General features: G+C 61.7%; 20 protein-coding genes and 1 riboswitch. Of the genes, 18 read left to right on the forward strand and 2 right to left on the reverse strand.

Translation table 11 applies throughout. The features are described 5' to 3' along the window. The first annotated feature begins 14 nt into the window (after nt 1-14). On the forward strand, nt 15-521 hold the full coding sequence (locus tag ACR0J2_RS06075; protein ID WP_480811973.1) for a YybH family protein: 507 nt from the start codon (nt 15-17) through the stop codon (nt 519-521). A 171-nt stretch (nt 522-692) separates the two neighbouring features. Here the strand turns inward: ACR0J2_RS06075 and ACR0J2_RS06080 are convergent, their stop codons facing one another. Beyond that, a complete protein-coding gene (locus tag ACR0J2_RS06080; protein WP_480811974.1) occupies nt 693-1,028 on the reverse strand; it encodes a hypothetical protein in 336 nt (111 codons plus the stop codon). Nucleotides 1,029-1,515: 487 nt separating this feature from the next. Continuing rightward, nucleotides 1,516-1,723: riboswitch (cobalamin riboswitch) on the forward strand. Between the two features lie 94 nt (nt 1,724-1,817). Between ACR0J2_RS06080 and ACR0J2_RS06085 the strand changes: the two genes are divergently transcribed. The 7 genes from ACR0J2_RS06085 to cobJ are packed head-to-tail and all read left to right on the forward strand — an operon-like array spanning nt 1,818 to nt 9,798. Beyond that, nucleotides 1,818-2,198 carry a DUF1636 family protein gene (locus tag ACR0J2_RS06085; RefSeq protein ID WP_480811975.1) on the forward strand — a complete coding sequence of 127 codons (381 nt, stop codon included), beginning with the start codon at nt 1,818-1,820 and terminating at the stop codon, nt 2,196-2,198. Further along, complete coding sequence (gene cobW / locus ACR0J2_RS06090; RefSeq protein ID WP_480811976.1) at nt 2,195-3,250, forward strand: cobalamin biosynthesis protein CobW; 1,056 nt, start codon at nt 2,195-2,197, stop codon at nt 3,248-3,250. Before ACR0J2_RS06085 ends, cobW begins: the two co-directional genes overlap by 4 nt. Nucleotides 3,251-3,253: 3 nt before the next feature. Then, nucleotides 3,254-6,547 carry a cobaltochelatase subunit CobN gene (cobN, locus tag ACR0J2_RS06095; protein ID WP_480811977.1) on the forward strand — a complete coding sequence of 1,098 codons (3,294 nt, stop codon included), beginning with the start codon at nt 3,254-3,256 and terminating at the stop codon, nt 6,545-6,547. Next, nucleotides 6,544-7,671, forward strand: a complete 1,128-nt coding sequence (gene cobG, locus ACR0J2_RS06100) for a precorrin-3B synthase (protein ID WP_480811978.1) — start codon at nt 6,544-6,546, stop codon at nt 7,669-7,671. The genes cobN and cobG overlap by 4 nt, the downstream gene beginning before the upstream one ends. Next, a complete protein-coding gene (locus ACR0J2_RS06105; RefSeq protein ID WP_170609609.1) occupies nt 7,671-8,300 on the forward strand; it encodes a precorrin-8X methylmutase in 630 nt (209 codons plus the stop codon). Before cobG ends, ACR0J2_RS06105 begins: the two co-directional genes overlap by 1 nt. After that, nucleotides 8,297-9,025 (forward strand): precorrin-2 C(20)-methyltransferase, encoded by a 729-nt coding sequence (locus ACR0J2_RS06110; protein ID WP_480811979.1) that lies wholly within the window; start codon nt 8,297-8,299, stop codon nt 9,023-9,025. The genes ACR0J2_RS06105 and ACR0J2_RS06110 overlap by 4 nt, the downstream gene beginning before the upstream one ends. Further along, a complete protein-coding gene (gene cobJ / locus ACR0J2_RS06115) occupies nt 9,022-9,798 on the forward strand; it encodes a precorrin-3B C(17)-methyltransferase (protein WP_480811980.1) in 777 nt (258 codons plus the stop codon). Before ACR0J2_RS06110 ends, cobJ begins: the two co-directional genes overlap by 4 nt. Here the strand turns inward: cobJ and ACR0J2_RS06120 are convergent. Further along, nucleotides 9,789-10,520, reverse strand: a complete 732-nt coding sequence (locus ACR0J2_RS06120; protein ID WP_480811981.1) for a cobalt-precorrin-6A reductase — start codon at nt 10,518-10,520, stop codon at nt 9,789-9,791. The two genes, cobJ and ACR0J2_RS06120, sit on opposite strands and share 10 nt — an antisense overlap. Between ACR0J2_RS06120 and cbiE the strand changes: the two genes are divergently transcribed. The 10 genes from cbiE (at nt 10,519) to ACR0J2_RS06170 (ending at nt 20,715) form a co-directional block, all read left to right on the forward strand. Beyond that, on the forward strand, nt 10,519-11,718 hold the full coding sequence (cbiE, locus tag ACR0J2_RS06125) for a precorrin-6y C5,15-methyltransferase (decarboxylating) subunit CbiE (RefSeq protein WP_480811982.1): 1,200 nt from the start codon (nt 10,519-10,521) through the stop codon (nt 11,716-11,718). The genes ACR0J2_RS06120 and cbiE overlap by 2 nt on opposite strands. Beyond that, nucleotides 11,715-12,083: a cobalamin biosynthesis protein gene (locus ACR0J2_RS06130; RefSeq protein WP_480812035.1), complete on the forward strand. Its 369-nt coding sequence runs from the start codon at nt 11,715-11,717 to the stop codon at nt 12,081-12,083. Before cbiE ends, ACR0J2_RS06130 begins: the two co-directional genes overlap by 4 nt. Continuing rightward, entirely contained in the window at nt 12,080-12,874 is a 795-nt protein-coding gene (gene cobM / locus ACR0J2_RS06135) for a precorrin-4 C(11)-methyltransferase (protein ID WP_480811983.1), read from the forward strand. The genes ACR0J2_RS06130 and cobM overlap by 4 nt, the downstream gene beginning before the upstream one ends. Then, nucleotides 12,867-14,183, forward strand: a complete 1,317-nt coding sequence (locus ACR0J2_RS06140; RefSeq protein WP_170808264.1) for a cobyrinic acid a,c-diamide synthase CobB — start codon at nt 12,867-12,869, stop codon at nt 14,181-14,183. Before cobM ends, ACR0J2_RS06140 begins: the two co-directional genes overlap by 8 nt. Continuing rightward, nucleotides 14,180-14,908 carry a uroporphyrinogen-III C-methyltransferase gene (cobA, locus tag ACR0J2_RS06145; RefSeq protein ID WP_170808263.1) on the forward strand — a complete coding sequence of 243 codons (729 nt, stop codon included), beginning with the start codon at nt 14,180-14,182 and terminating at the stop codon, nt 14,906-14,908. Before ACR0J2_RS06140 ends, cobA begins: the two co-directional genes overlap by 4 nt. After that, entirely contained in the window at nt 14,901-15,644 is a 744-nt protein-coding gene (cobF, locus tag ACR0J2_RS06150; protein ID WP_480811984.1) for a precorrin-6A synthase (deacetylating), read from the forward strand. Before cobA ends, cobF begins: the two co-directional genes overlap by 8 nt. Nucleotides 15,645-15,829: 185 nt before the next feature. Further along, nucleotides 15,830-16,294: a DUF302 domain-containing protein gene (locus tag ACR0J2_RS06155; protein ID WP_480811985.1), complete on the forward strand. Its 465-nt coding sequence runs from the start codon at nt 15,830-15,832 to the stop codon at nt 16,292-16,294. A gap of 79 nt (nt 16,295-16,373) precedes the next feature. Continuing rightward, the gene (locus ACR0J2_RS06160; RefSeq protein WP_480811986.1) at nt 16,374-17,993 is read left to right on the forward strand and encodes a thiamine pyrophosphate-binding protein; all 1,620 of its coding nucleotides are present in this window, start codon (nt 16,374-16,376) and stop codon (nt 17,991-17,993) included. Continuing rightward, complete coding sequence (locus tag ACR0J2_RS06165; protein ID WP_480811987.1) at nt 17,980-19,164, forward strand: CaiB/BaiF CoA transferase family protein; 1,185 nt, start codon at nt 17,980-17,982, stop codon at nt 19,162-19,164. Before ACR0J2_RS06160 ends, ACR0J2_RS06165 begins: the two co-directional genes overlap by 14 nt. A gap of 180 nt (nt 19,165-19,344) precedes the next feature. Beyond that, nucleotides 19,345-20,715 carry a tetratricopeptide repeat protein gene (locus ACR0J2_RS06170; protein ID WP_480811988.1) on the forward strand — a complete coding sequence of 457 codons (1,371 nt, stop codon included), beginning with the start codon at nt 19,345-19,347 and terminating at the stop codon, nt 20,713-20,715. Nucleotide 20,716 lies beyond the last annotated feature (1 nt).

Here is a 20,716-nt window from a genome sequence, read left to right on the forward strand (position 1 = left end):
GCTTGGAGGCCGATATGACTATCAGGATAACCATGCTTTTTACTGGAATAGGGTTGGCTATCGCGACACCGGCGCTGCCCGACACCAGAGCCGACACTCCGCAAGCCGCACACGTAGCGTATCTTGCAGCGATCAACTCGAACAAACTGGATCAATTCCTTGAGGCGGTCACTGATGACGTGGTGTTCATCGCACCCGGCGCGCCTGTTATGGAAGGCAAAGCCAAGGTCGGGCCTTGGGTGCGCGGGTATTTCGACGCCGTTCACACCCGTTGGAAAAAGCAATCAGTGGAGTTTGTTGTGGCGGCGAGCTGGGCGTTTGAGCGTTATGAGTTTACCGCCACCGATGTTCCGCGTGACCCGGGCCCTGCCACTGTTTCCACCGGCCATGGCATCAATATCTACCATCTCGAAGATGACGGAACATGGCGCGTGGCGCGGGATATCTGGTCCAACGCGAATACCTTCAGCGCCGGCAGATCAATCGCGCCCGCGTGTTCGGGGCGTGCCGAACCTTGCTGATCAAAAGATTTGATTGGTTGGCACGCCGCCCAGATGGCCTGGACACATACTGGATCGGCCGCTTTTAACCGGGTTCCGTCCACGGCCAACTGCATTGGCCTCCGGACGGAACCAGGCAAGTACTTTTCTCGGCAACCGAAAGGCCCAACCCGCAGACCGGGCATTAGCGAATTACTGGGCCAAAACTTCCTTGCAGCTGCCTTTGCCCCATCCGGATTTGCTGCCCGAAGCCGAATAGTCAAACGTGCCAGTCTTGAGATTCACGTTGTAATTCAGGGTAAAGCCGTCACCGATATACAGGTAAGTCAGGGTGTCGAGGCCGGGATACACCTCAGCCTTATTGTCGATATCACCAATGGTAATATGCCCTTTGTTCTGGCCTTCGTATTTGACCAGCGTGGCCGCCATTTCCGGATATTTTGCATCCGGCGCTTCACACTCGAACACCCGGTCTTCCGCAACTGCAGCGACGGGTAAGAACACAAGAAAAGCTGCTAACTTTTTCATTTTTTTGTTTCCTGGCATATTCTGTTCGCCGACGCCCGCTAAGGACAGTTTGAGGCATAATTTTGCAAAAATTCTGGCTACTCTGTGCACGGCAAGACGGCCATCAGATTTGATCTCGAAGCGGTCGTTTTTGCCGGGTCTTGCGCGAATACTGAAATGGAGTACCCCGAGCCGGTCGGAACGGCGGCTACTTAATCAACGAAACCCCAATCCCTCGGTTTAGCGATGCTCGGAGATGACGGTCGATTGGTCGCCGCAACGTCCACACACGGCCTGCCTGAGTGGTTGTTAACCCGAATCTGCCCCGCCCGTCCGGTTCGCGCCGACCCCTTCCAAAACCAGCGAAGATCATACGGAACACCTCAATCACGCAGGTTTTCCGGCGCAGCAAGCGCCCGGCGATGCCGCTGAGTGACCACCTCAGGTCGCTTTTCCCTTCCGGCGGCAAAACCGCGCATCCTGAAGCTTGACAAGTCCCCCGCCTGTGCCGCATGTCCGACCCGTTGGTGTCCATCCCTGGATGGATGAAAAGGGAATGCGTCAGCGGTTTTTCCGTCAAACGCAGCCGCCCCCGCGACCGTGACCGGAGAGGGTGCCCATAGCCACTGGCCGAAAGGCCGGGAAGGCGGGACATCTGCCAGAGCAAGTCTCTGACATCCGCAAGCCGGGAGACCTGCCAGCACCCGAAGAAGAAACCGGGCGGGGTGTTCCGGTGTCGGGTCCATGTGCAGACGCGTGGCCCGCATGAAACCCCGTCCCCCGCGAAGAGGATTTGGGGGGATGAGAGACATGACCGAGACCGCACCAGTCGAGTTGCTGGTCTGTACCACGTGCCGCCGTGGACTGCCCGTCGAGGATGATGAAAAACGCCCCGGCACATTGCTGCACAAAGCGCTGCAACAGGCCGACCTGCCCGAAGGCATCACGCTGAAACCCGTCGAATGCCTGTCGAACTGCGATCAGGGCTGCTCGATCGTGCTGCGCGGTGGACCGGGTCGCTGGACCTTTGTCTATGAGAACCTGAACGAAGCCGAACACGTTGACGTCATTGTCGACGGTGCGACCAAATATCTGGCGACCGAGGACGGCTTGGTCAAATGGCGTGAGCGCCCCGAACATTTCCGCAAAAACTGCGCCTCGCGCATACCCCCGATTGGAGCCCCGAAATGAGCACTCTTGAGAAACTTCCCGTCACTGTGATCACCGGCTTTCTGGGCTCGGGGAAGACAACGCTGGTCAAGCACCTGATGCAGAACCCGCAGGGCAAACGTCTGGCGGTCGTGGTCAATGAATTCGGCGACGTGGGCGTCGATGGCGATATTCTGAAATCCTGCGCCATTCCCGATTGTCCGGCAGAGAACATCATGGAACTGGCAAACGGCTGCATCTGCTGCACCGTGGCCGATGATTTCATACCGACCATCGAAGCGCTGATGGCGCTGGACCCGCGCCCCGATCACATTCTGATCGAAACCTCCGGCCTCGCCCTGCCCAAGCCGCTGCTGAAAGCCTTTGACTGGCCCGATATCCGCTCGAAAATCACTGTGGACGGCGTAATCGCTCTGGCCGATGCCGAGGCGGTCGCGGCAGGTCGCTTCGCTCCGAATGTCGAGGCGGTGGATGCCCAGCGCCTGGCCGATGACTCGATTGACCACGAAACGCCCCTGTCCGAGGTGTTCGAGGATCAGATCTCCTGCGCTGACATAATCCTGCTGACCAAGCCCGACCTGGCTGGCCCCGAAGGCGTGGCGAAAGCGAAAGAGATCATCTCCGCCGAGGCCCCGCGCCCGCTGCCCGTCGTAGAGGTTGCCGAAGGCGTTGTAGACGTCCGCGTCGTGCTCGGTCTGGAAGCCGCAGCCGAGGATGACATGGACGCGCGTCCGTCGCATCACGACGGTCACCACGACCACGAACATGACGATTTCGAAAGCATCATCGTCGAACTGCCGGAGCAAAGTGACCCACTCGATCTGGTTGCCAAGATCGAACGTCTGGCCAGGGAACTGAACATCCTGCGCGTCAAGGGGTATGCGGCAGTTGCCGGCAAACCGATGCGTCTGCTGGTTCAGGCTGTCGGTGCCCGGGTGCGTCATCAGTACGACCGCCCCTGGGAACCCGGCGAGGAGCGCCGCTCACGTCTTGTGGTCATTGCCGAGCACGACGACATCAAAGAGGCCGAAATCCGGGATATCCTCGCGGGTGTGACCGAGGCCGCCGAGTAAGCCATGCACGTCGTCTTCCGCGAAAGCCACGGGCTTGAAGAAACCGAGACTCCGACCGATCTGGGCCAGAGCCCGGCGGATCTGGTGATGTTGTCCTTTTCGGACAGCGATCTCGGTGCTTTCGCGGCAGGCTGGCATCGCGGCGGTGGGCCGGAAGGGCGAATGCCGACGATGCGGTTGGCCAATCTGACGGCGCTGAAACACCCTCTGTCCGTTGACACATATGTGGAACAAACGCTTGACGGCGCAAAAGGTATCCTGATCCGCCTGATTGGTGGGGTGCCTTACTGGTCATACGGGCTGCAGAAGGTTCTTGCGCTGGCGCAGGCCAAAGGCATCGCGCTCGCGGTTCTGCCCGCCGACGGGCGCGAAGATACCCGGCTGGACGACTATTCCACCCTGCCCGTCTCGACCCTGCGGCGGCTGGCGCATCTGTGCGACACAGGCGGCGAGGTCGCGGCGCAGGCCGCTTTGGCGCAGATGGCCTTGGCGGCGGGACTTTACGCCGGACCGGTGATGGGGGCCAAAACCCTTCCGGAATGCGGTGTATGGTGCCCTGACCGCGGCGTAACCCCGGTCGAAACCGCATTTACGAACGATGCGAAACGCATCATCGTCACTTTCTATCGCGCCTACCTGACCTCCGCCGACACCGCCCCGGTCGCCGCGCTGATCCACAGCCTGCGTGCGCGTGGGTTCGAGGCAATGGGCATGTTCGCCCCTTCCCTCAAGGCACCTGCCGCCGCCGATTGGTTGCGCCGAAACATGGTTGCGCTCGAGCCTTCTGCGATCATCAATGCCACCTCCTTCTCCGGCAAAGGTGCGTCGGGAACCTCTCCGCTTGACGCGGCGGGTGTGCCGGTTTTCCAGGTCGCTCTGGCAACTTCACGCCGCATAGCGTGGGCCGAGGCCGAACGCGGTCTTTCCCCCGCCGACCTTGCCATGCACGTCGTGCTGCCCGAAGTGGATGGGCGGATCTCGGCGGGCATCGCCTCATTCAAGGAACCGGGCAAACGCGATCCGCACCTGGAGTATTCCCGCTTTGCCCACCGCGCTGAACCTGAACGGATCGAAGCGATCATTGATCGTGTAACCGGCTGGCTGAATCTGAACGACCGACCCAAAGCGGAACAGGTGCCGGTTCTGGTTCTGTCCACCTACCCCGGCAAGGACTGGCAGATGGCCCATGCGGTGGGCCTTGATGCGCTGGCATCAGCCGAAGCGATGCTGTCAGATTTGCAATGCGCCGGGTATGACACAGCCCCTGCCGAACCGATCGTCGACACATTGCTGGACGCCCGGATTTCCTGGTCGCTCGGAGATTATCAGGCCGCGCTTGCACACTTGCCGGATCAACTGAATACGGACCTGCAAACAGTCTGGGGCAAGCCCGAGGATGATCCGACCTTTGTTGATGGCGCGTTCCATTTCACCGCGCTGCACCGGGGCAAGGCGCTGGTCGCGCTGCAACCCGAACGTGGCACGCCTGAACTGCGCGATGACGACTATCACGACCTTTCTCGCACACCGCGTCACAGCTATGTCGCGTTTTACCTTTGGCTGCGCAAAAGCCTGCACGCCGACGCACTGATCCATATTGGCGCCCATGGCACTCTGGAATGGCTGCCGGGAAAATCCGTTGCCCTGTCCGCCGAGTGCTGGCCTGAGGCGCTGATCCGTGATTTGCCGGTGATCTACCCCTTCATTGTCAACGACCCAGGCGAAGCCGCACAGGCCAAGCGCCGGATCGGGGCCGTCACGCTGGGTCACATCCCGCCCCCGATGAAGGAGAGCGGCACGCCGGACAGAATGGTTCGGCTTGAATCGCTGCTGGACGAATTCTCGAACGCAGACGGGCTTGACCCCAAACGACGCGACCGCTTGCAGGAAGATATCCGGCAGGAAGCGCAGGCCATCGGTCTGGAAAGCGATCTTGGTCTTGACCAGGCCACCTGTATCGCCGAGGCAATCACCCGCATCGACCGCTTTGTCTGCGACATCAAGGAAAGCCAGTTTGGCGACGGGCTGCATATTTTTGGCCGCGTGCCTGAAATGACCGGCAATTTCGACCCCGCGCCATCTGCACACGCCGAACGCACCGCCTTGCTGGACGCGCTGGCCGGAAAGCGGATCGAGGCTGGCCCGTCCGGCTCGCCCTATCGCGGACGATCGGATGTGCTGCCCACTGGGCGGAACCTCTACACTACTGATCCCCGGTCGGTCCCGACCCGCGCGGCTTATTCACAAGGCGTGAAACTGGCCGAGGAACTGGTTCGGCGGCACCTGCAGGAGGAAGGCGATTATCCGAAAGGCCTGATCGTCGATCTATGGGGGTCTGCCACCATGCGCACGGCCGGCGAGGAATTCGCGATGGCGCTGCACCTGCTGGGCGTAAAACCGATCTGGGACAAGGGATCAGAGCGGGTATCAGGCATCGAAGTGCTTCCAATCACCGACCTCAGCCGTCCACGTCTGGACGTGACCCTGCGTGTTTCGGGCCTGTTCCGGGATGTATTCCCAACGCTTTCCGCCCTATATGGCCAGGCCGTTCGAGCTCTGTCCCAGCGGGACGAAGCGCCGGACTGGAACCCTTTCGCGGGGCAGACCCCGAACCCTCGGGTCTTTGGCCCGGCTCCGGGCAGTTATGGCCTGAATATGACACACTTGTCGGAAACCTACACCGACGAGGCCCGCACACAGGCGGGTGAGGCCTGGCTACAGGCCAGTTCATTCGCACTGGAAGGCGAACACGTCGCACAGGATATCGACGGCATTACCCGACAAGTCGCCAATGCGGACAGCTTCGTGCACCTTCAGGACCTGACCGAAACCGACCTGCTGCTGGCCAACGACTATGCCACGCATGAGGCCGGGTTCGCAGCGGCCAAGAAGATTACCGGCGGCCAGGCGCAACTCTATCACCTCGACAACACCAATCCGGATAAACCCCGCGCCCGCACCCTGCCGGAAGAGATCAGCCGCGTCGTCCATGCCCGGGCCGCCAATCCCGGCTGGATCGCGGGGATGCAGCGCCACGGTTTCCGCGGGGCGGCCGAGATCGCGGCGACGCTGGATCACATGGCTTCTTTTGCCCACCTGTCCGGTACGGTCGCGCCACATCTTTTTGACCTTTACCATGACGCGACACTGGGCGATGCCGACGTGGACGCGTTCCTGCAACAGGCCAACCCGCAAGCGCATCAGGCCATGCAGGACCGGTTCCGCGCGCTGCTGGAGGCCGGGCTTTGGAACACACGCCGGAACTCGATCCGGGCCGATCTGGAGGGTCTGAGATGAGCGCACCGATCGTACAAGGCTGGTGCCCCGGGGCGCATCGACCGATGATGTCCGGCGACGGGCTGGTCGTTCGTGTGCGCCCTCGGCTGGCGCGGCTGGATGCCAAACAGGCATTGGGCCTGTGCGAACTGGCAACGCAGTTCGGCAATGGCACCATCGACCTGACCAACCGGGCCAACCTGCAATTGCGCGGCGTGAGCGAAGCTGATCACCAGCCTCTGCTCGAAGAACTCTCTGCGCTGGACTTGCTGGATGCAGAGCCCGGCATTGAGGTGCGGCGGAACATACTCGTCTCGCCGCTGTATCAAACCGGCGATCTGACCAGCCGTCTGACTACGGAGTTGATTGACCGGCTGGGTCAATTGCCCGACTTGCCCGCCAAGTTCGGCTTTGCCATCGACACCGGCCCGAACCGTCTGCTTGCAGCGGATTCAGCGGATATTCGGCTGGAGACCGGTCCTGACGGCCTGATCCTGCGCGCGGACGGGTCTGACACCGGGCGACGTGTCACCGAGGCCGAAGCGATCGACCAACTGATCGCGTTGGCACAATGGTTCTCAGGGAACTTCACCCCGGAAAATCGCCGCATGGCGCGGGTCGTGGCAGCACTAGGCCTGCCGCAGGAGTGGCAGGGCAGCAACCCTGCCCCAACTGGCGATCCGCTTCAGCCTGGCACTCACGATCTGGGTACATTCTATGGCGCGGCGTTCGGGCAACTGCCCGCCCAGCCTCTTGCCGAACTGATCGCGGCCACTGGCGCGACTGCTCTGCGTGTCACACCTTGGCGGCTGATCCTGCTGGAAGGCGGGGCGTCGATACCTGCTGCAGACTTTGTCACCGATGAAGCCGACCCACTCATGACCACAGATGCCTGCCCCGGTGCGCCGTTCTGCCCTCAGGCGCAGGCAGAAACCCGCGACATTGCCCGCGCCCTGGCCCCGCGCGTGGCCGGTACACTGCACGTGTCCGGCTGCGCCAAGGGATGTGCCCGAATGGGCCCGGCCGACGTCACCTTGGTTGGTCGGAACGGCCGATTTGATCTTGTAAATCAGGGCCGCGCGGGGGATGAGCCCAGCCAGCGCGGGCTGAGCCCCGAAACACTCATGACTATGGACCTGACCTGATGCCCTATGAATACGAAACCGATGGTGCGGCGATCTACAAGGAAAGCTTTGCCACCATCCGCTCTGAGGCAGATCTGGCCCGGTTCGACGCCGACGAGGAACAGGTCGCCGTTCGCATGATCCATGCCGCCGGAATGGTGGGCCTGGAAGAGTTCGTGCATTTCTCGCCGGGATTCGTGACCGCGGCCCGCACGGCGCTGGAAAGCGGCGCCCCAATCCTGTGTGACGCGCGCATGGTCAGCGAAGGCGTGACCCGTTTTCGCCTGCCCGCCGACAACCAGGTGATCTGCACCCTGCATGACGAACGCGTGCGCCCGCTGGCCGCCGAGATGAGCAACACCCGGTCCGCCGCCGCGCTGGAATTGTGGCGCCCTCATCTGGAAGGCGCTCTGGTCGCCATCGGCAACGCGCCTACCGCCCTTTTTCATCTGCTCAACATGCTGGAAGACCCCGGCTGCCCCCGTCCCGCCGCCATCATCGGCTGCCCCGTGGGGTTCGTCGGCGCGATGGAATCCAAGGACGCCTTATGGGAAGCGCAGCCCGTGCCGTCCTGCATCGTCAAAGGCAGGCTGGGCGGCAGCGCCATTACCGTGGCAGCGATCAACGCCATCGCAAGCCGGGCGGAATGAAGATGGGCACAATATACGGTGTGGGCCTTGGCCCCGGCGATCCCGACCTGATGAGCGTTCGGGCGGATCGCCTGCTGCGCAACGCAAAACACGTCGCCTTTTTCCGCAAGCCGGGCCGCAGCGGTCAAGCCCGCAAGATCGTTAACGGGATGATCCCGGAAGGTGCAGTTGAATTCCCGATGGAATACCCCGTCACCACGGAAATTCCTGTCACGGACCCGCGCTACAACGAATTGCTGTCTGAGTTTTACGAAGACTGCACCGCGCATCTTAAGGCGCTGTCCGACAACGGCGAAGACGTGGTGGTTCTGTGCGAAGGTGACCCGTTCTTTTACGGCTCATTCATGCATCTATACAGCCGCTTGCGCGACAACGCTCCGGTCGAGGTGGTGCCTGCCATAACCGGCATGTCGGGCGCGTGGACCGCAACCGGCGATCCGATCACCTGGGGCGATGACGTGCTGACAGTACTGGTCGGCACCCTGCCCGAGGACGATCTGGCCCGGCGCATGGCCCAGACGGATGCGCTGGTGGTGATGAAAATCGGCCGCAATATCGACAAGGTCAAACGCGCACTGCAGACAGCCGGGCTTTATGACCGTGCCTGGATCGTTGAATACGCGCAAATGCCGAACCAGACAGTGACGAAGCTGTCCGAAGCGTGCGGCAAGATCACGCCCTATTTCTCAATCATCGTTGTCCATGGCCAGGGTCGTCGTCCATGAGCGGCTGGGTCAAAATCGCGGGGCTAGGCCCCGGCAGTGAGGATCTGGTCACGCCCGAGGTTTCGGCGGCATTGGCCCAAGCGACCGACGTTGTCGGGTACATTCCCTACGTCGCACGGGTGGCAGAGCGCACCGGCCTGACGCTGCACGCAAGCGACAACCGGGTCGAGATCGACAGGTCGCAGCACGCGTTGCAGATGGCGTCAGAGGGCAAGCGCGTGGTGGTTGTGTCCTCGGGCGATCCGGGTGTCTTTGCCATGGCCGCCGCCGTGTTCGAGGCATTGGAAAACGGCCCCTCGGAATGGCGTGAAATTCCGATTGACGTGCTGCCCGGGATTACGGCGATGCTGGCCGCTTCGGCCCACGCTGGAGCGCCGCTGGGCCATGATTTTTGTGCCATCAACCTTAGCGATAATCTCAAGCCGTGGCCTTTGATCGAAAAACGTCTGCGTCTGGCCGCGCAGGGGGACTTCGCGATGGCGTTTTACAACCCTCGCTCCAAGTCCCGTCCAGAAGGCTTTGTAAAGACACTGGAAATCCTGCGCGAGGAATGTGAGCCAGAGCGTCTGATCCTGTTCGCCCGAGCGGTTACGCGGCCCGACGAGGCCATTCGCATCTCGACCCTTGCCGAGGCGACACCTAACATGGCCGACATGCAGACCGTGGTGATTGTCGGATCTTCACTGACCCGTGTGATTGACAGGGACCGCGGGCCAATTGTCTACACGCCAAGGTTTACTCAGGCCAGCGATCAGGCCAGGGATCAGAAATGACCCAGCCAGTCCAGAACGTCTGCAACATTCGACAATTCGGCTCGCTGCGGCAGGACCGGACGGTTGATCATCAGCACCGGCAAGCCCATCGCCCGCGCGGCGTCCAGCTTGGCCCGTGCGCCGGTTCCGCCCGCGTTCTTGGACACCACCAGTTCTGTGCCGTGCTGCGCCATCAGCGCCCTGTCGTCCTCCACCGTAAACGGTCCGCGGGAAACGACGACGTCGCAATCCGGCAGCGGCAAGGATTCGGGCTCATCCACCAGCCGCAACAGGTAATGATGCTGGGGCTGGGCGGCAAAATCTCCGAGATGCATCCGGCCTACCGCAAGAAAAACGCGCTGAGACGCCCCGGACAGGGCATCCACCGCCGCGGCGATGTCCGCCACGTGTGTCCAGCAATCCCCATTCTGCGGGGTCCAGGCTGGCCTGGTCAGCGCGGCCAGCGGAATACCTGTTTCATCACATGCCTGAACCGCATTCCGGCTCATCTGCGCGGCAAAGGGATGGGTGGCATCAACCACATGGCTGACACCGTGATCACGAATGTAACGCGCCAGCCCTTCCGCCCCGCCAAACCCGCCCACCCGGACCGGCAATGGCTGCGGTCGCGGATTGTCCACCCGGCCTGCGTAGGAGTAGGTTGCAGCCATGCCCCGGTCGGCAACCGCCTTGGCCAACGCGTTGGCCTCGGTCGTGCCGCCAAGGATCAGGAGGTGGGACATGCATGAAGCTCCGTGGCTGACCGTTCTTGGACTGGGCGAAGATGGACTGGATGGCCTGTCGCCAGCAAGCCGTCAAGTGCTGGACCGCGCCGAAGTCGTCATGGGGCCACCGCGCCATCTGGCGCTGGTTCCCGAAAACGGGGCCGAGCGGATCGCGTGGCCCGTGCCATTTGCCGATGGGTTGCCCATACTGAACGGGCTGCGCGGTCGCGCCACCGTGGTACTGGCCTCGGGTGATCCGTTCTGGTTCGGTGCCGGGTCGGTGATCGCGCGCAATTTCGATCCCGGTGAGTGGTTGGCCCTGCCGGGTCAGTCGACCTTTTCCCTGGCCGCCGCGCGGCTGGGCTGGCCCTTGGAAAGCACTTTGACCTTCGGGTTGCATGCCGCCCCTCTGACCCGGCTGCGCCCACATCTGTCCCCGGGATTGCGTGCAATCCTGCTGCTGCGCAATGGCGCGGCGGTGGCCGAATTGGCCAATTACCTGACCGAGACCGGCTTTGCCGACACGCAACTGCACGTGATGGAGGCGCTTGGCGGCCCACGTGAACGGGCCCGCAGTGTCTCGTTGACCGAGGCGCTTCTGGGAACCTTCGAGCACCCGGTTTGCGTCGGACTTGACGTCGCGGGTGCGGGCCGCGCCCTGCCCAAAGCCTCGGGCAAGCCGGATGAGATATTCGAAACCGACGGGCAGATCACCAAGCGCCCCATCCGCGCGCTGACCCTGTCTGCGCTGGCCCCACAACGCGGCGAACATCTGTGGGATATCGGAGGCGGCACAGGCTCGATCAGTATCGAGTGGCTGATGTGCGACCCGAGCCTGACGGCGACCACGATCGAGCCTCGCGCCGACCGGGCCGAGCGTATCCGCCGGAATGCCGATACACTGGGGCAGGACCGGCTGAATGTGGTTCACGGTACGGCCCCCGGGGCGCTGGATGGCTTGACCCCGCCTGACGTTGTTTTCATTGGCGGCGGGCTGAGCGTTGACCTGCTGGAATGGCTGCAGAGCAATTTGCCCCAAGATACGCGATTGGTGGCCAACGCCGTCACGCTGGAAAGCGAGGCATTGCTGGCCCAATGGCACGAGGAACGCGGCGGCGACCTGTTGCGCATTGAACTGTCTCATGCAGCACCGCTTGGCCCGCGGCGCGGCTGGAAGGCCGCTTATCCGGTGGTGCAATGGAGCGTGACACTATGATCGTCGCGGGCCTGGGCTTTTCGTCATCCGCCACGGCGGACAGTTTGCAGGCGGCGTTCAAGGCTGCCGCATCCGGGCATCGTGTGGATGCGCTGGCCACTGTTGCCGACAAGCAAGGCCACCCTGCCCTGACTGATTTTGCCCAAAAGCTGGCCGTGCCCGTGCATTTCATCGCGCCCGCCGATCTGGCCGGGCAGCGGACCCTCACCTGCTCGAACCGCAGCCGGGCCATGTATGGCACCGGCAGCGTGGCCGAAGCATCCGCCCTTGCCGCCGCCGGTTCCGGGGCGCGGCTTCTCTCACCCAGACTGATTTCGGACGACCGGCTTGCGACCTGCGCCGTCGCCATCGGAGGACAAACATGACCGTTCATTTCATTGGCGCCGGACCGGGCGCCGCCGACCTGCTGACGCTGCGCGGGCGCGATATCATCGCGTCCTGCCCGGTATGCCTGTACGCCGGATCACTGGTGCCCGAAGAAATTCTGGATCATTGCCCCGAAGGCGCGAAGATCGTGAACACCGCACCGATGGATCTGGATCAGATCATGGCGGAGATCGAGACCGCGCATCAGGCTGGTCACGACGTGGCACGGCTGCATTCCGGCGACCTGTCGGTCTGGTCGGCAATGGGCGAACAGATCCGGCGCCTGAAACAGATGGGCATCCCGGTCAGCGTCACCCCCGGCGTTCCGTCCTTTGCCGCGGCCGCCGCGGCGCTTGGCACGGAACTGACCCTGCCCGGACTGGCACAATCTGTTGTTTTGACCCGTACGCCGGGCCGCGCATCGTCCATGCCCGAAGGCGAGACGCTGGAAAACTTTGCCCGCACCGGCGCAACACTTGCCATCCACCTGTCGATTGGCAATCTGGACAAGGTGATCGCCGACCTTACACCGGCCTATGGCGCGAATTGTCCGGCCGCCGTCGTGTATAGGGCAAGCTGGCCGGATGAGCGGATCATCCGCGCGACGTTGAACACATTGAAAGAGTCGCTGGACGAGAGCATTTCGCGTACTGCGCTAATCCTCGTCGGTCCTGCATTGGCGGGTGAAGGGTTTGACGAAAGTTGCCTGTATTCAAAGACCTATGATCGTCGCTACCGCCCGCAAAGTGCGGAAAGCCCCTGGTCGAGCTGGAGCCACGGCGATGACTAACCCCCCGGGATTGCTGATTTCCGCCCCTTCTTCGGGAACCGGCAAGACAACAGTCATGCTGGGCCTTTTGCGTGCGCTGGCCGAAGATGGTTTGTCAGTTCAGCCGTTCAAAAGCGGGCCGGATTATATCGACCCGGCGTTTCATCGGGCGGCAGCCGGGCGGGCCTCGTTCAATCTGGACAGTTGGGCGATGGGCGACCCCTTGCTGAACGCGATCTCAGCCCAGGCCGAAGGCGCGGATATCGTTGTGGCCGAAGGCTCGATGGGCCTGTTCGATGGCGTCGCCAAACCAGGAGAACTCGGGCACGGGTCCAGCGCTGAGACAGCGCAGCGCATGGGCTGGCCCGTTGTACTGGTGCTGGATGTAGGCGGTCAGGCGCAATCTGCGGCGGCGACGGCACTTGGGTTCCGAATGTACAATCCGGACCTGCCCTTTGCCGGAGTAATCCTGAACCGCTGTGCCAGCCCACGGCATGAACGCCTGACCCGTCTGGGGATGGAACGCGCGGGTCTGCCGGTGCTGGGCGTCCTGCCGCGGCGCGGTGATCTTACCTTGCCTGAACGCCATCTTGGCCTGATTCAGGCGGTCGAACACCCGGATCTGGAAAGCGCCATTGCCGGGTATGCAGCATTCCTGCGCGAACATGTGGACCTTGAAGCGATCAAGGCTGCAGCTTCCTCAGGCCCGAAAGGGCCATCGTCAGCCGCGCTGCCGCGCCCTCCGGCGCAACGGATCGCATTGGCACAGGATGCGGCGTTTTCGTTCACTTATCCGCATCTGCTGGAAGGGTGGCGCGCAGCAGGGGCTGAAGTTCTGCCATTTTCGCCATTGGCGAACGAAGCTCCGGCCGCGGATGCTGATCTTGTGTGGCTGCCCGGCGGGTATCCGGAACTGCACGCCGGAACGCTGGCGGCGGCTGATACGTTCCTGTCCGGGCTGCGCAAACATGCCGATACAAAGCCCGTTCACGGGGAATGTGGGGGCTACATGGCCTTGGGCGAGGGGTTGATCGACAAGGACGGCACCCGGCACCGGATGGCCGGATTGCTGGGTCTGGTGACATCTTACGAAAAACGCAAATTCAATCTGGGCTATCGTCGGGCGGAATTGCTGTCGCCGATGCCGGGACTTGCCGCCGGTACGGCATTGCGTGGGCATGAGTTTCATTATTCGTCGATTGTCGAACAGCCAGACCCCCCTTTAGCGCGCGTGTTTGATGCAGAAGGCACCGAAGGACCGCAGACCGGATCGGTACGCGGACACGTGACGGGCACCTTCTTTCATCTGATAGCCGAGGCCTCGGCATGAGCGGTTTTGTTTCCTTCATCGGCTCTGGCCCCGGCGATCCCGAGTTGCTGACGCTCAAGGCGGTGAATCGGTTGCAAAAGGCGGACGCGGTGCTGTTTGACGATCTCAGCAGTGGCCCAATCCTGTCCCATGCGCGCGATGATGCCGATCTGGTTGGGGTAGGCAAACGGGCCGGCCGCCCGTCGCCGAAACAGGATCATGTCAGCCGATTGCTGGTGGACTATGCCCGTACTGGCCAGCATGTCGTGCGCCTGAAATCCGGTGATGGCGGCTTGTTCGGTCGTCTGGAAGAAGAGCTTGTCGCGTTGCGGGATGCTGGTATCGACTATGAAATCATTCCCGGCATTCCGTCAGCCGTTGCGGCCGCGGCGGCAGCGGGCATCCCGTTGACCCGTCGTCTGACCGCCCGCCGCGTGCAATTTGTGACCGGACACGATGTCAGCGGCCAGTTACCGGAAGATCTGAATCTGCCCGCACTCGCGGACCCTTCCGCGACAACAGTGGTTTTCATGGGCAAACGCACCTTCCCCTTGCTAGTCGAGGCACTTCGCTCCCATGGCTTGCCGCTGGATACTCCGGCATTGATGGCCGAGTCCGTCTCGACCCCCGACCAGAAGCTTCGCCGTGCCACCATCGGCGCTTTGGCGGAACAGTTGCAATCCGAAATCGGCACAGCCCCGGCCCTGATCCTGTATGGCCCGCTGGCGGAGTTTGACAATGTATGAGCTGTCCCTGATCGGCATTGGCACGGGCAACCCGGATCACGTGACTTTTCAGGGGGCAAAGGCAATCCGTGCGGCCGATCTGATCCTGATCCCGCGCAAGGGCGAGAACAAGGCCGATCTGGCAGGACTGCGTGAAGAGATCATCGCGCAGGTGACAGATACCCCGCCCCGGATCGCTTATTTCGACATTCCCGAACGCCGGACCGAGGACGGCTATCTCCGCGGTGTTGATGAGTGGCACGACGCTATCGCCCTGCGTTGGCAGGAGGCGATGGAGGCTGATCCAGAGGCCCGGAATGTGGCGCTACTGATCTGGGGTGATCCGTCGCTTTATGACAGTTCTTTGCGAATTGCCGCGCGACTGACCCCGCAGCCACGAAAACGGGTAATCCCCGGCATCACCGCTTTGCAGGCGCTGACCGCAGCGCACGGAATTCCTGTCAACGATATTGGCGCGCCTTATGTTGTCACGACTGGCCGAAGGCTTCGCGAACAGGGCTGGCCTGAAACCGCGACCAAGATGGCGGTCATGCTGGATGGTGAATGCTCGTTCCAGTCTCTGGAGATGAAGGATTATGACATCTGGTGGGGCGCGTTCGTCGGCATGAAGGAAGAGCTGCTGATCCATGGCCAACTTTCCGAGGTGGCGCAGGAGATTCTGGAGACCCGCGCCCGCGCACGAGCCGAGCATGGCTGGATCATGGATATCTATCTGCTGAAAAGGCGCGCGGTCTGACGCAAAGTGGCATAGCAGGTGAGTTTGCCTATCAGGCGGGAAGCTTCGATACGAAAAGCCTCATGGCTCAATCGAACGTCTGATGGACGGCGCACTCCTCCGACGTTCCACCCCACAAGAATGTGAATGCGTCGGTGTTGAATTTCTGGCATCACAAGGTCGTCCACACCAAATGAGGCAATGTTATGAGATTGCTCCGGGTCCTGTTCTGTCTGCTGGCCTATCCCGTTTGGGCTGATGATCCCGACATCCCCGAAGGCTGGGCGGTTTACGTGACCGACAAGTCATATGAGGACCTGGTGGACGCCACCAAAACAGCAGTCAAGGAAAATGGGCTGATCGTGGTGACGCAAGCCGGGCCAACAAAGGCCGCCGCTGCGCGCGGGATCACCATTCCCGGCAACCTGGTGATCGGCGCATTCAACAACGATTTTGCGGTGCGTGTTTTGGAAACATCGACCAACGCGATGATCGAGGCGCCGATCAGGTTTTACGTGACCGAAAACGAAGACGGAACTGCCACCCTGTCCTATAAAACGCCCGGATTTGTGTTTGCTCCTTATGCCTCAGAAGGTGGCGCAAAGCTGAGCGAAATTGCCACGGAATTGGACGAAAAGTTTCAGGCCGTGGCCGAAGCGGCAGTCAAATAGTCACACTGCCGTGATCTGCCTTGCGTCCGACGGCGTCCTCCGCAATCTGCTGTGCAACTTGTGTATCGGAGCATGACGGATGCAGGACCTTTCACCCCGCGCGGCGGATATTCTGGCCCAACGCCTGTACGAGGCCGGTTGTCGCCATGCTTTCGGTATGCCCGGAGGAGAGGTTCTGACGCTGGTCGACGCGCTTGAGAAGGCGGGTATCACCTTTCATCTGGCCAAACACGAAAACTCGGCCGGTTTTATGGCCGAGGCGGTACATCATCGTGATGGTGCGCCTGCGATTCTGGTGGCGACATTGGGCCCCGGTGCGATGAACGGGATCAACGTGGTGGCGAACGCACTACAGGACCGGGTTCCCATGATCGTGCTGACCGGCTGCGTCGACGCGGACGAAGCGCTGACCTATACGCATCAGGTTATGGACCACTCCCGGGTCTACCGCTCGATCACGAAGGGCACGTTTGTAATGACCGCCGAGGGCGCGGATATCGTCGCGGACAAGGCCGTGTCACTTGCCAATCAGCCACGTCCTGGTCCCGTGCATATCGACGTGCCGATCTCGGTTGCCGATACGCCTGTCAGCAGCACGAAACGGCGCCGGCTGACCAAGCCCGCCGCCGTTGCCCCCGAAGGGAACTGCGTTGAAAAGGCCCGGCGCTGGGTCGCCGACGCCGAGCGTCCGCTGGCCATCATCGGGCTCGATGTCCTCTATGACGACTCGCGCTGTGTAGTGCGGGCCTTTCTTGAGCACTTCCGAATTCCCTTTGTGACCACCTACAAGGCCAAGGGCGTGGTGCCCGAGGATCATCCCCTGTGTCTGGGCGCTGCAGGGCTGTCCCCGCTGGCGGACAAGCATCTGGTGCCATTGGTGGAGCAGGCCGATCTGGTCCTGTGCCTGGGTTATGACCCAATCGAAATGCGCCCCGGCTGGCGCGAGATCTGGGACCCCGAGGAAAAGCGCGTGATCGACATCTCGGCAGTCGTCAACGATCACTACATGCATCAGGCCGGGCTGAATCTGGTTGCCGACACAGCGGCCACGCTGGAGGCCATCGCCAAGGGCAATCCCGCGCGCGCGACGTGGCCTGGTGGTGAGCCCGAACAAGTGAAAGCGGCACTGGCGCAAGCGTTCCCGATGGATGACGACTGGGGACCCGCCGCAGTGATCGCGGAATCCCGCGCAGCGCTTCCGCCCGAAACCCTGGCGACGGCCGACAGCGGCGCGCATCGCATCCTGCTCAGCCAGATGTGGGAATGTTCCGAGCCGCGCGGGCTGATACAATCCTCGGCGCTGTGTACCATGGGCTGCGCTGTGCCGATGGCCATAGGCCTGAAACTGGCAGAACCGGACCGTCCCGTGATCAGCTTTTCCGGCGATGCCGGGTTCCTGATGGTCGCCGGTGAGCTTTCGACGGCTGCTGAAATGGGTGGCAATCCGATCTTTCTGGTCTTTGTCGATGCCAGCCTTGCGCTGATCGAGCTAAAGCAGCGCCAGCGTCAGATGGGCAACCGGGGCGTTGACTTCGACCGCCACGATTTTGCCGCCATGGGACGCGCCTTTGGCGGCAATGGCCACACTGTTCGCAATCGCGCCGAATTGCGCGCGGCACTGGATGCCGCCGCAAAGGCCGATACGTTCACGGTTATCGCCGCTGAGATTGAGCGCGGAGGTTACGATGGCCGCATCTGAAGGGCCGCTGAAAGGCGTCAAGGTTCTGGATCTCAGCCGTATTCTGGCCGGGCCGACCTGCACGCAATTGCTGGGCGACTTGGGCGCCAGTGTCATCAAGATCGAAAACCCGGCAACGGGTGGCGACGACACACGGCAGTGGGGCCCGCCATATGTCGAGGGTGCGGACGGAAACCGCTCGGACCTGAGTGCTTATTTCATGGCAGCCAACCGCAACAAGAAATCCGTGGCGATCGATATCACGACCGCCGAGGGTCAGGCCGAAATCAAATGGCTGGCATCTCATGCCGATATCCTGATCGAAAATTTCAAACCCGGCGGGCTGGCCAAATACGGGCTGGACTATGTGTCTCTGTCACAGGAGCTTCCGGGGCTCGTGTACTGCTCGATCTCGGGCTATGGGCAAACCGGACCAAATGCGAGCAAACCCGGCTATGATCTGATGGCGCAGGGCTATGGCGGGATCATGTCGCTGACCGGCGACCCCGAAGGCGCGCCGATGAAAGTGGGTGTCGGCATTGCCGACGTGATGTGCGGCATGTACGCCACCGTCGGCATACTGGCGGCTTTACGGCACCGCGACCAGACCGGCGAAGGACAGCAGATCGATCTGGCGCTGGTCGATGCGCAGATCGCGTGGCTGATCAACGAAGGTGTGAACTACCTGACATCCGGCAACGTACCGCAACGGCGGGGTAACGGGCATCCCAATATCGTGCCCTACGACGTCTACGAAACGTCAGATGGCCACGTCATTCTGGCGGTTGGCAATGACACACAGTTTCAAAGATTCTGCCGTTTCATCAACCGCAAAGACCTTGCCGACGATCCCCGTTTTGCAACAAACCCGGCCCGCCTCGAAAACCGCGATGCTCTGAACGCAGTGCTGCGGCCTGCCCTGCAAGGCATGGACACCGCGACAGTGATCGGGGGTCTGGAAGACCTGAAAGTTCCCGTTGGTCCGGTACAAACATTGGATCAGGTTTTTGCCACCGATCAGGCGGCGGCCCGCAACATGCAGATCGCCATGCAAGCGCAGCCCGGGCCGGTGCAACTGATCGGAAATCCGCTCAATTTATCGCGCACGCCGGTCACCTATCGTGCGGCTCCGCCAGTATTTGGCGCCGATACCCAGGCCGTTCTGAGCGCCGAAAATCCCTTCGACGATTGAAACACAGTGCCCGTTTCGGCGGCATGTTGCTGAAACATGCCCTTGAATCGGCGGTTTTTTTCGCGTTTTACACACACAGCCTTTCACCAATTCGAGAGCAGGGTCGATACTGTTACGTCCCGTCGGCACACTCTGATAAATCGAACAGTGTCAAATATCGCAATCAGATTGGACCCAAGTATGAAACAAGACGTTTTTGGACAAATGAACACTTTGACCCAGCCGGCAAGCGTCGAAGCGTGGAATGGTGTTCTGCTTGGGTTCATGGCGCATTCAGCGGTCACGCCCCAGCACTTGGGCAAAGTGCTGGAGCTTGAGCCGAACTTTGCGCTGGGTCATGCCATCAAAGGTTTGTTCATGGCGTTGCTGGGCCGGCGTGAAATGATGCCTGTCGCAGTCGAAGCGCTGACGGCTGCAAATGCCGCAATGGCGCGGCAGCCGATCTCGGCCCGCGAACGTCTTTATGTCGATGCACTGGCGCTTTATCTGGCCGGTCAGTTGGAGCAGGCGGTTCAGAAGTTCGAAGCGGTGCTGCGCGACCATCCGCAGGATACGCTGGCCATGAAACTCAGCCACGCAACCCGGTTTGTGCTGGGCGATGCCCCGGGCATGCGCCGGTCGATCGAACGCATCCTGCCCGCTTATGCGCCGGATCATCCAGGGCGCGGATACCTGCTGGGCTGCCACTCGTTCGCGCTCGAGGAAACCGGTGCCTATGAAAAGGCCGAAATCGCGGGCCGTCAGGCACTGTGGATGGTTTCGGACGACGCATGGGGGCTGCATGCGGTCGCGCATGTGCATGAGATGACCGGTAACGCGCAGCTGGGTCTGGACTGGCTGGCCGGTCGCGAAAACGCCTGGTCGCACTGCAACAACTTCCGCTATCACGTGTGGTGGCACAAGGCGCTGATGCATCTTGATCTGGGCCAGATCAATCAGGTGATGGAGCTGTATGATCACCATATCCGGCAGGACAAGACCGACGATTACCGCGACATCTCGAACGGAACCTCGTTGCTGATGCGGTTGGAGCTTGAGGGTGTAAATGTCGGAAATCGTTGGGAAGAACTGGCCGATTTGTCCGCCGCGCGAACCGAAGATGGCTGTTTGATTTTCGCGGACCTGCATTATCTTCTGGCGCTGACCGGCGACAACCGCGCAGACGCCACGGCAAAGATGCTGAACCGCATCCAGCAAGACGCGAAACGCGCCAAGGATGACACTACCCGCCGCATGGCCGATCCCGGCGTAGCCGCGGCGCTGGGTCTTGAGGCATTTGCCGACGGACAGCATGGCACCGCCTTTGACCATCTGTGTGCCGCGCGCGGATCAATGCAACTGGCAGGTGGCAGCCATGCGCAACGTGATGTTTTTGAACGTATTACAATCGATTCCGGCCTGCGCGCCGGACGTCTGGATGAGGTTGAGCACATTCTTGACGACCGTCGTGTCAAGCGGGCCGGAGGCGAGGACAACTATGCCCTCGCGCGCCGGGCACTGATCGCAGCGGCACGCGACAGCGGTGACATGCAAAGCGTGCCCGCCGAATAAC

The sequence above is a fragment of the Ruegeria sp. CG4 genome, assembly GCF_056537185.1.

Excerpts from the sequence above, each read along its gene's own strand:
- cobW (WP_480811976.1), top strand. The coding sequence starts at position 2,195 with ATGAGCACTCTTGAGAAACTTCCCGTCACTGTGATCACCGGCTTTCTG.
- ACR0J2_RS06170 (WP_480811988.1), top strand. The coding sequence starts at position 19,345 with ATGAAACAAGACGTTTTTGGACAAATGAACACTTTGACCCAGCCGGCA.
- cobJ (WP_480811980.1), top strand. The coding sequence starts at position 9,022 with ATGAGCGGCTGGGTCAAAATCGCGGGGCTAGGCCCCGGCAGTGAGGAT.
- cobM (WP_480811983.1), top strand. The coding sequence starts at position 12,080 with ATGACCGTTCATTTCATTGGCGCCGGACCGGGCGCCGCCGACCTGCTG.
- cbiE (WP_480811982.1), top strand. The coding sequence starts at position 10,519 with ATGCATGAAGCTCCGTGGCTGACCGTTCTTGGACTGGGCGAAGATGGA.
- ACR0J2_RS06130 (WP_480812035.1), top strand. The coding sequence starts at position 11,715 with ATGATCGTCGCGGGCCTGGGCTTTTCGTCATCCGCCACGGCGGACAGT.
- cobG (WP_480811978.1), top strand. The coding sequence starts at position 6,544 with ATGAGCGCACCGATCGTACAAGGCTGGTGCCCCGGGGCGCATCGACCG.
- ACR0J2_RS06105 (WP_170609609.1), top strand. The coding sequence starts at position 7,671 with ATGCCCTATGAATACGAAACCGATGGTGCGGCGATCTACAAGGAAAGC.
- ACR0J2_RS06160 (WP_480811986.1), top strand. The coding sequence starts at position 16,374 with ATGCAGGACCTTTCACCCCGCGCGGCGGATATTCTGGCCCAACGCCTG.
- ACR0J2_RS06080 (WP_480811974.1), bottom strand. The coding sequence starts at position 1,028 with ATGAAAAAGTTAGCAGCTTTTCTTGTGTTCTTACCCGTCGCTGCAGTT.
- ACR0J2_RS06075 (WP_480811973.1), top strand. The coding sequence starts at position 15 with ATGACTATCAGGATAACCATGCTTTTTACTGGAATAGGGTTGGCTATC.
- ACR0J2_RS06140 (WP_170808264.1), top strand. The coding sequence starts at position 12,867 with ATGACTAACCCCCCGGGATTGCTGATTTCCGCCCCTTCTTCGGGAACC.
- cobF (WP_480811984.1), top strand. The coding sequence starts at position 14,901 with ATGTATGAGCTGTCCCTGATCGGCATTGGCACGGGCAACCCGGATCAC.
- ACR0J2_RS06165 (WP_480811987.1), top strand. The coding sequence starts at position 17,980 with ATGGCCGCATCTGAAGGGCCGCTGAAAGGCGTCAAGGTTCTGGATCTC.
- cobA (WP_170808263.1), top strand. The coding sequence starts at position 14,180 with ATGAGCGGTTTTGTTTCCTTCATCGGCTCTGGCCCCGGCGATCCCGAG.
- cobN (WP_480811977.1), top strand. The coding sequence starts at position 3,254 with ATGCACGTCGTCTTCCGCGAAAGCCACGGGCTTGAAGAAACCGAGACT.
- ACR0J2_RS06120 (WP_480811981.1), bottom strand. The coding sequence starts at position 10,520 with ATGTCCCACCTCCTGATCCTTGGCGGCACGACCGAGGCCAACGCGTTG.
- ACR0J2_RS06085 (WP_480811975.1), top strand. The coding sequence starts at position 1,818 with ATGACCGAGACCGCACCAGTCGAGTTGCTGGTCTGTACCACGTGCCGC.
- ACR0J2_RS06110 (WP_480811979.1), top strand. The coding sequence starts at position 8,297 with ATGAAGATGGGCACAATATACGGTGTGGGCCTTGGCCCCGGCGATCCC.
- ACR0J2_RS06155 (WP_480811985.1), top strand. The coding sequence starts at position 15,830 with ATGAGATTGCTCCGGGTCCTGTTCTGTCTGCTGGCCTATCCCGTTTGG.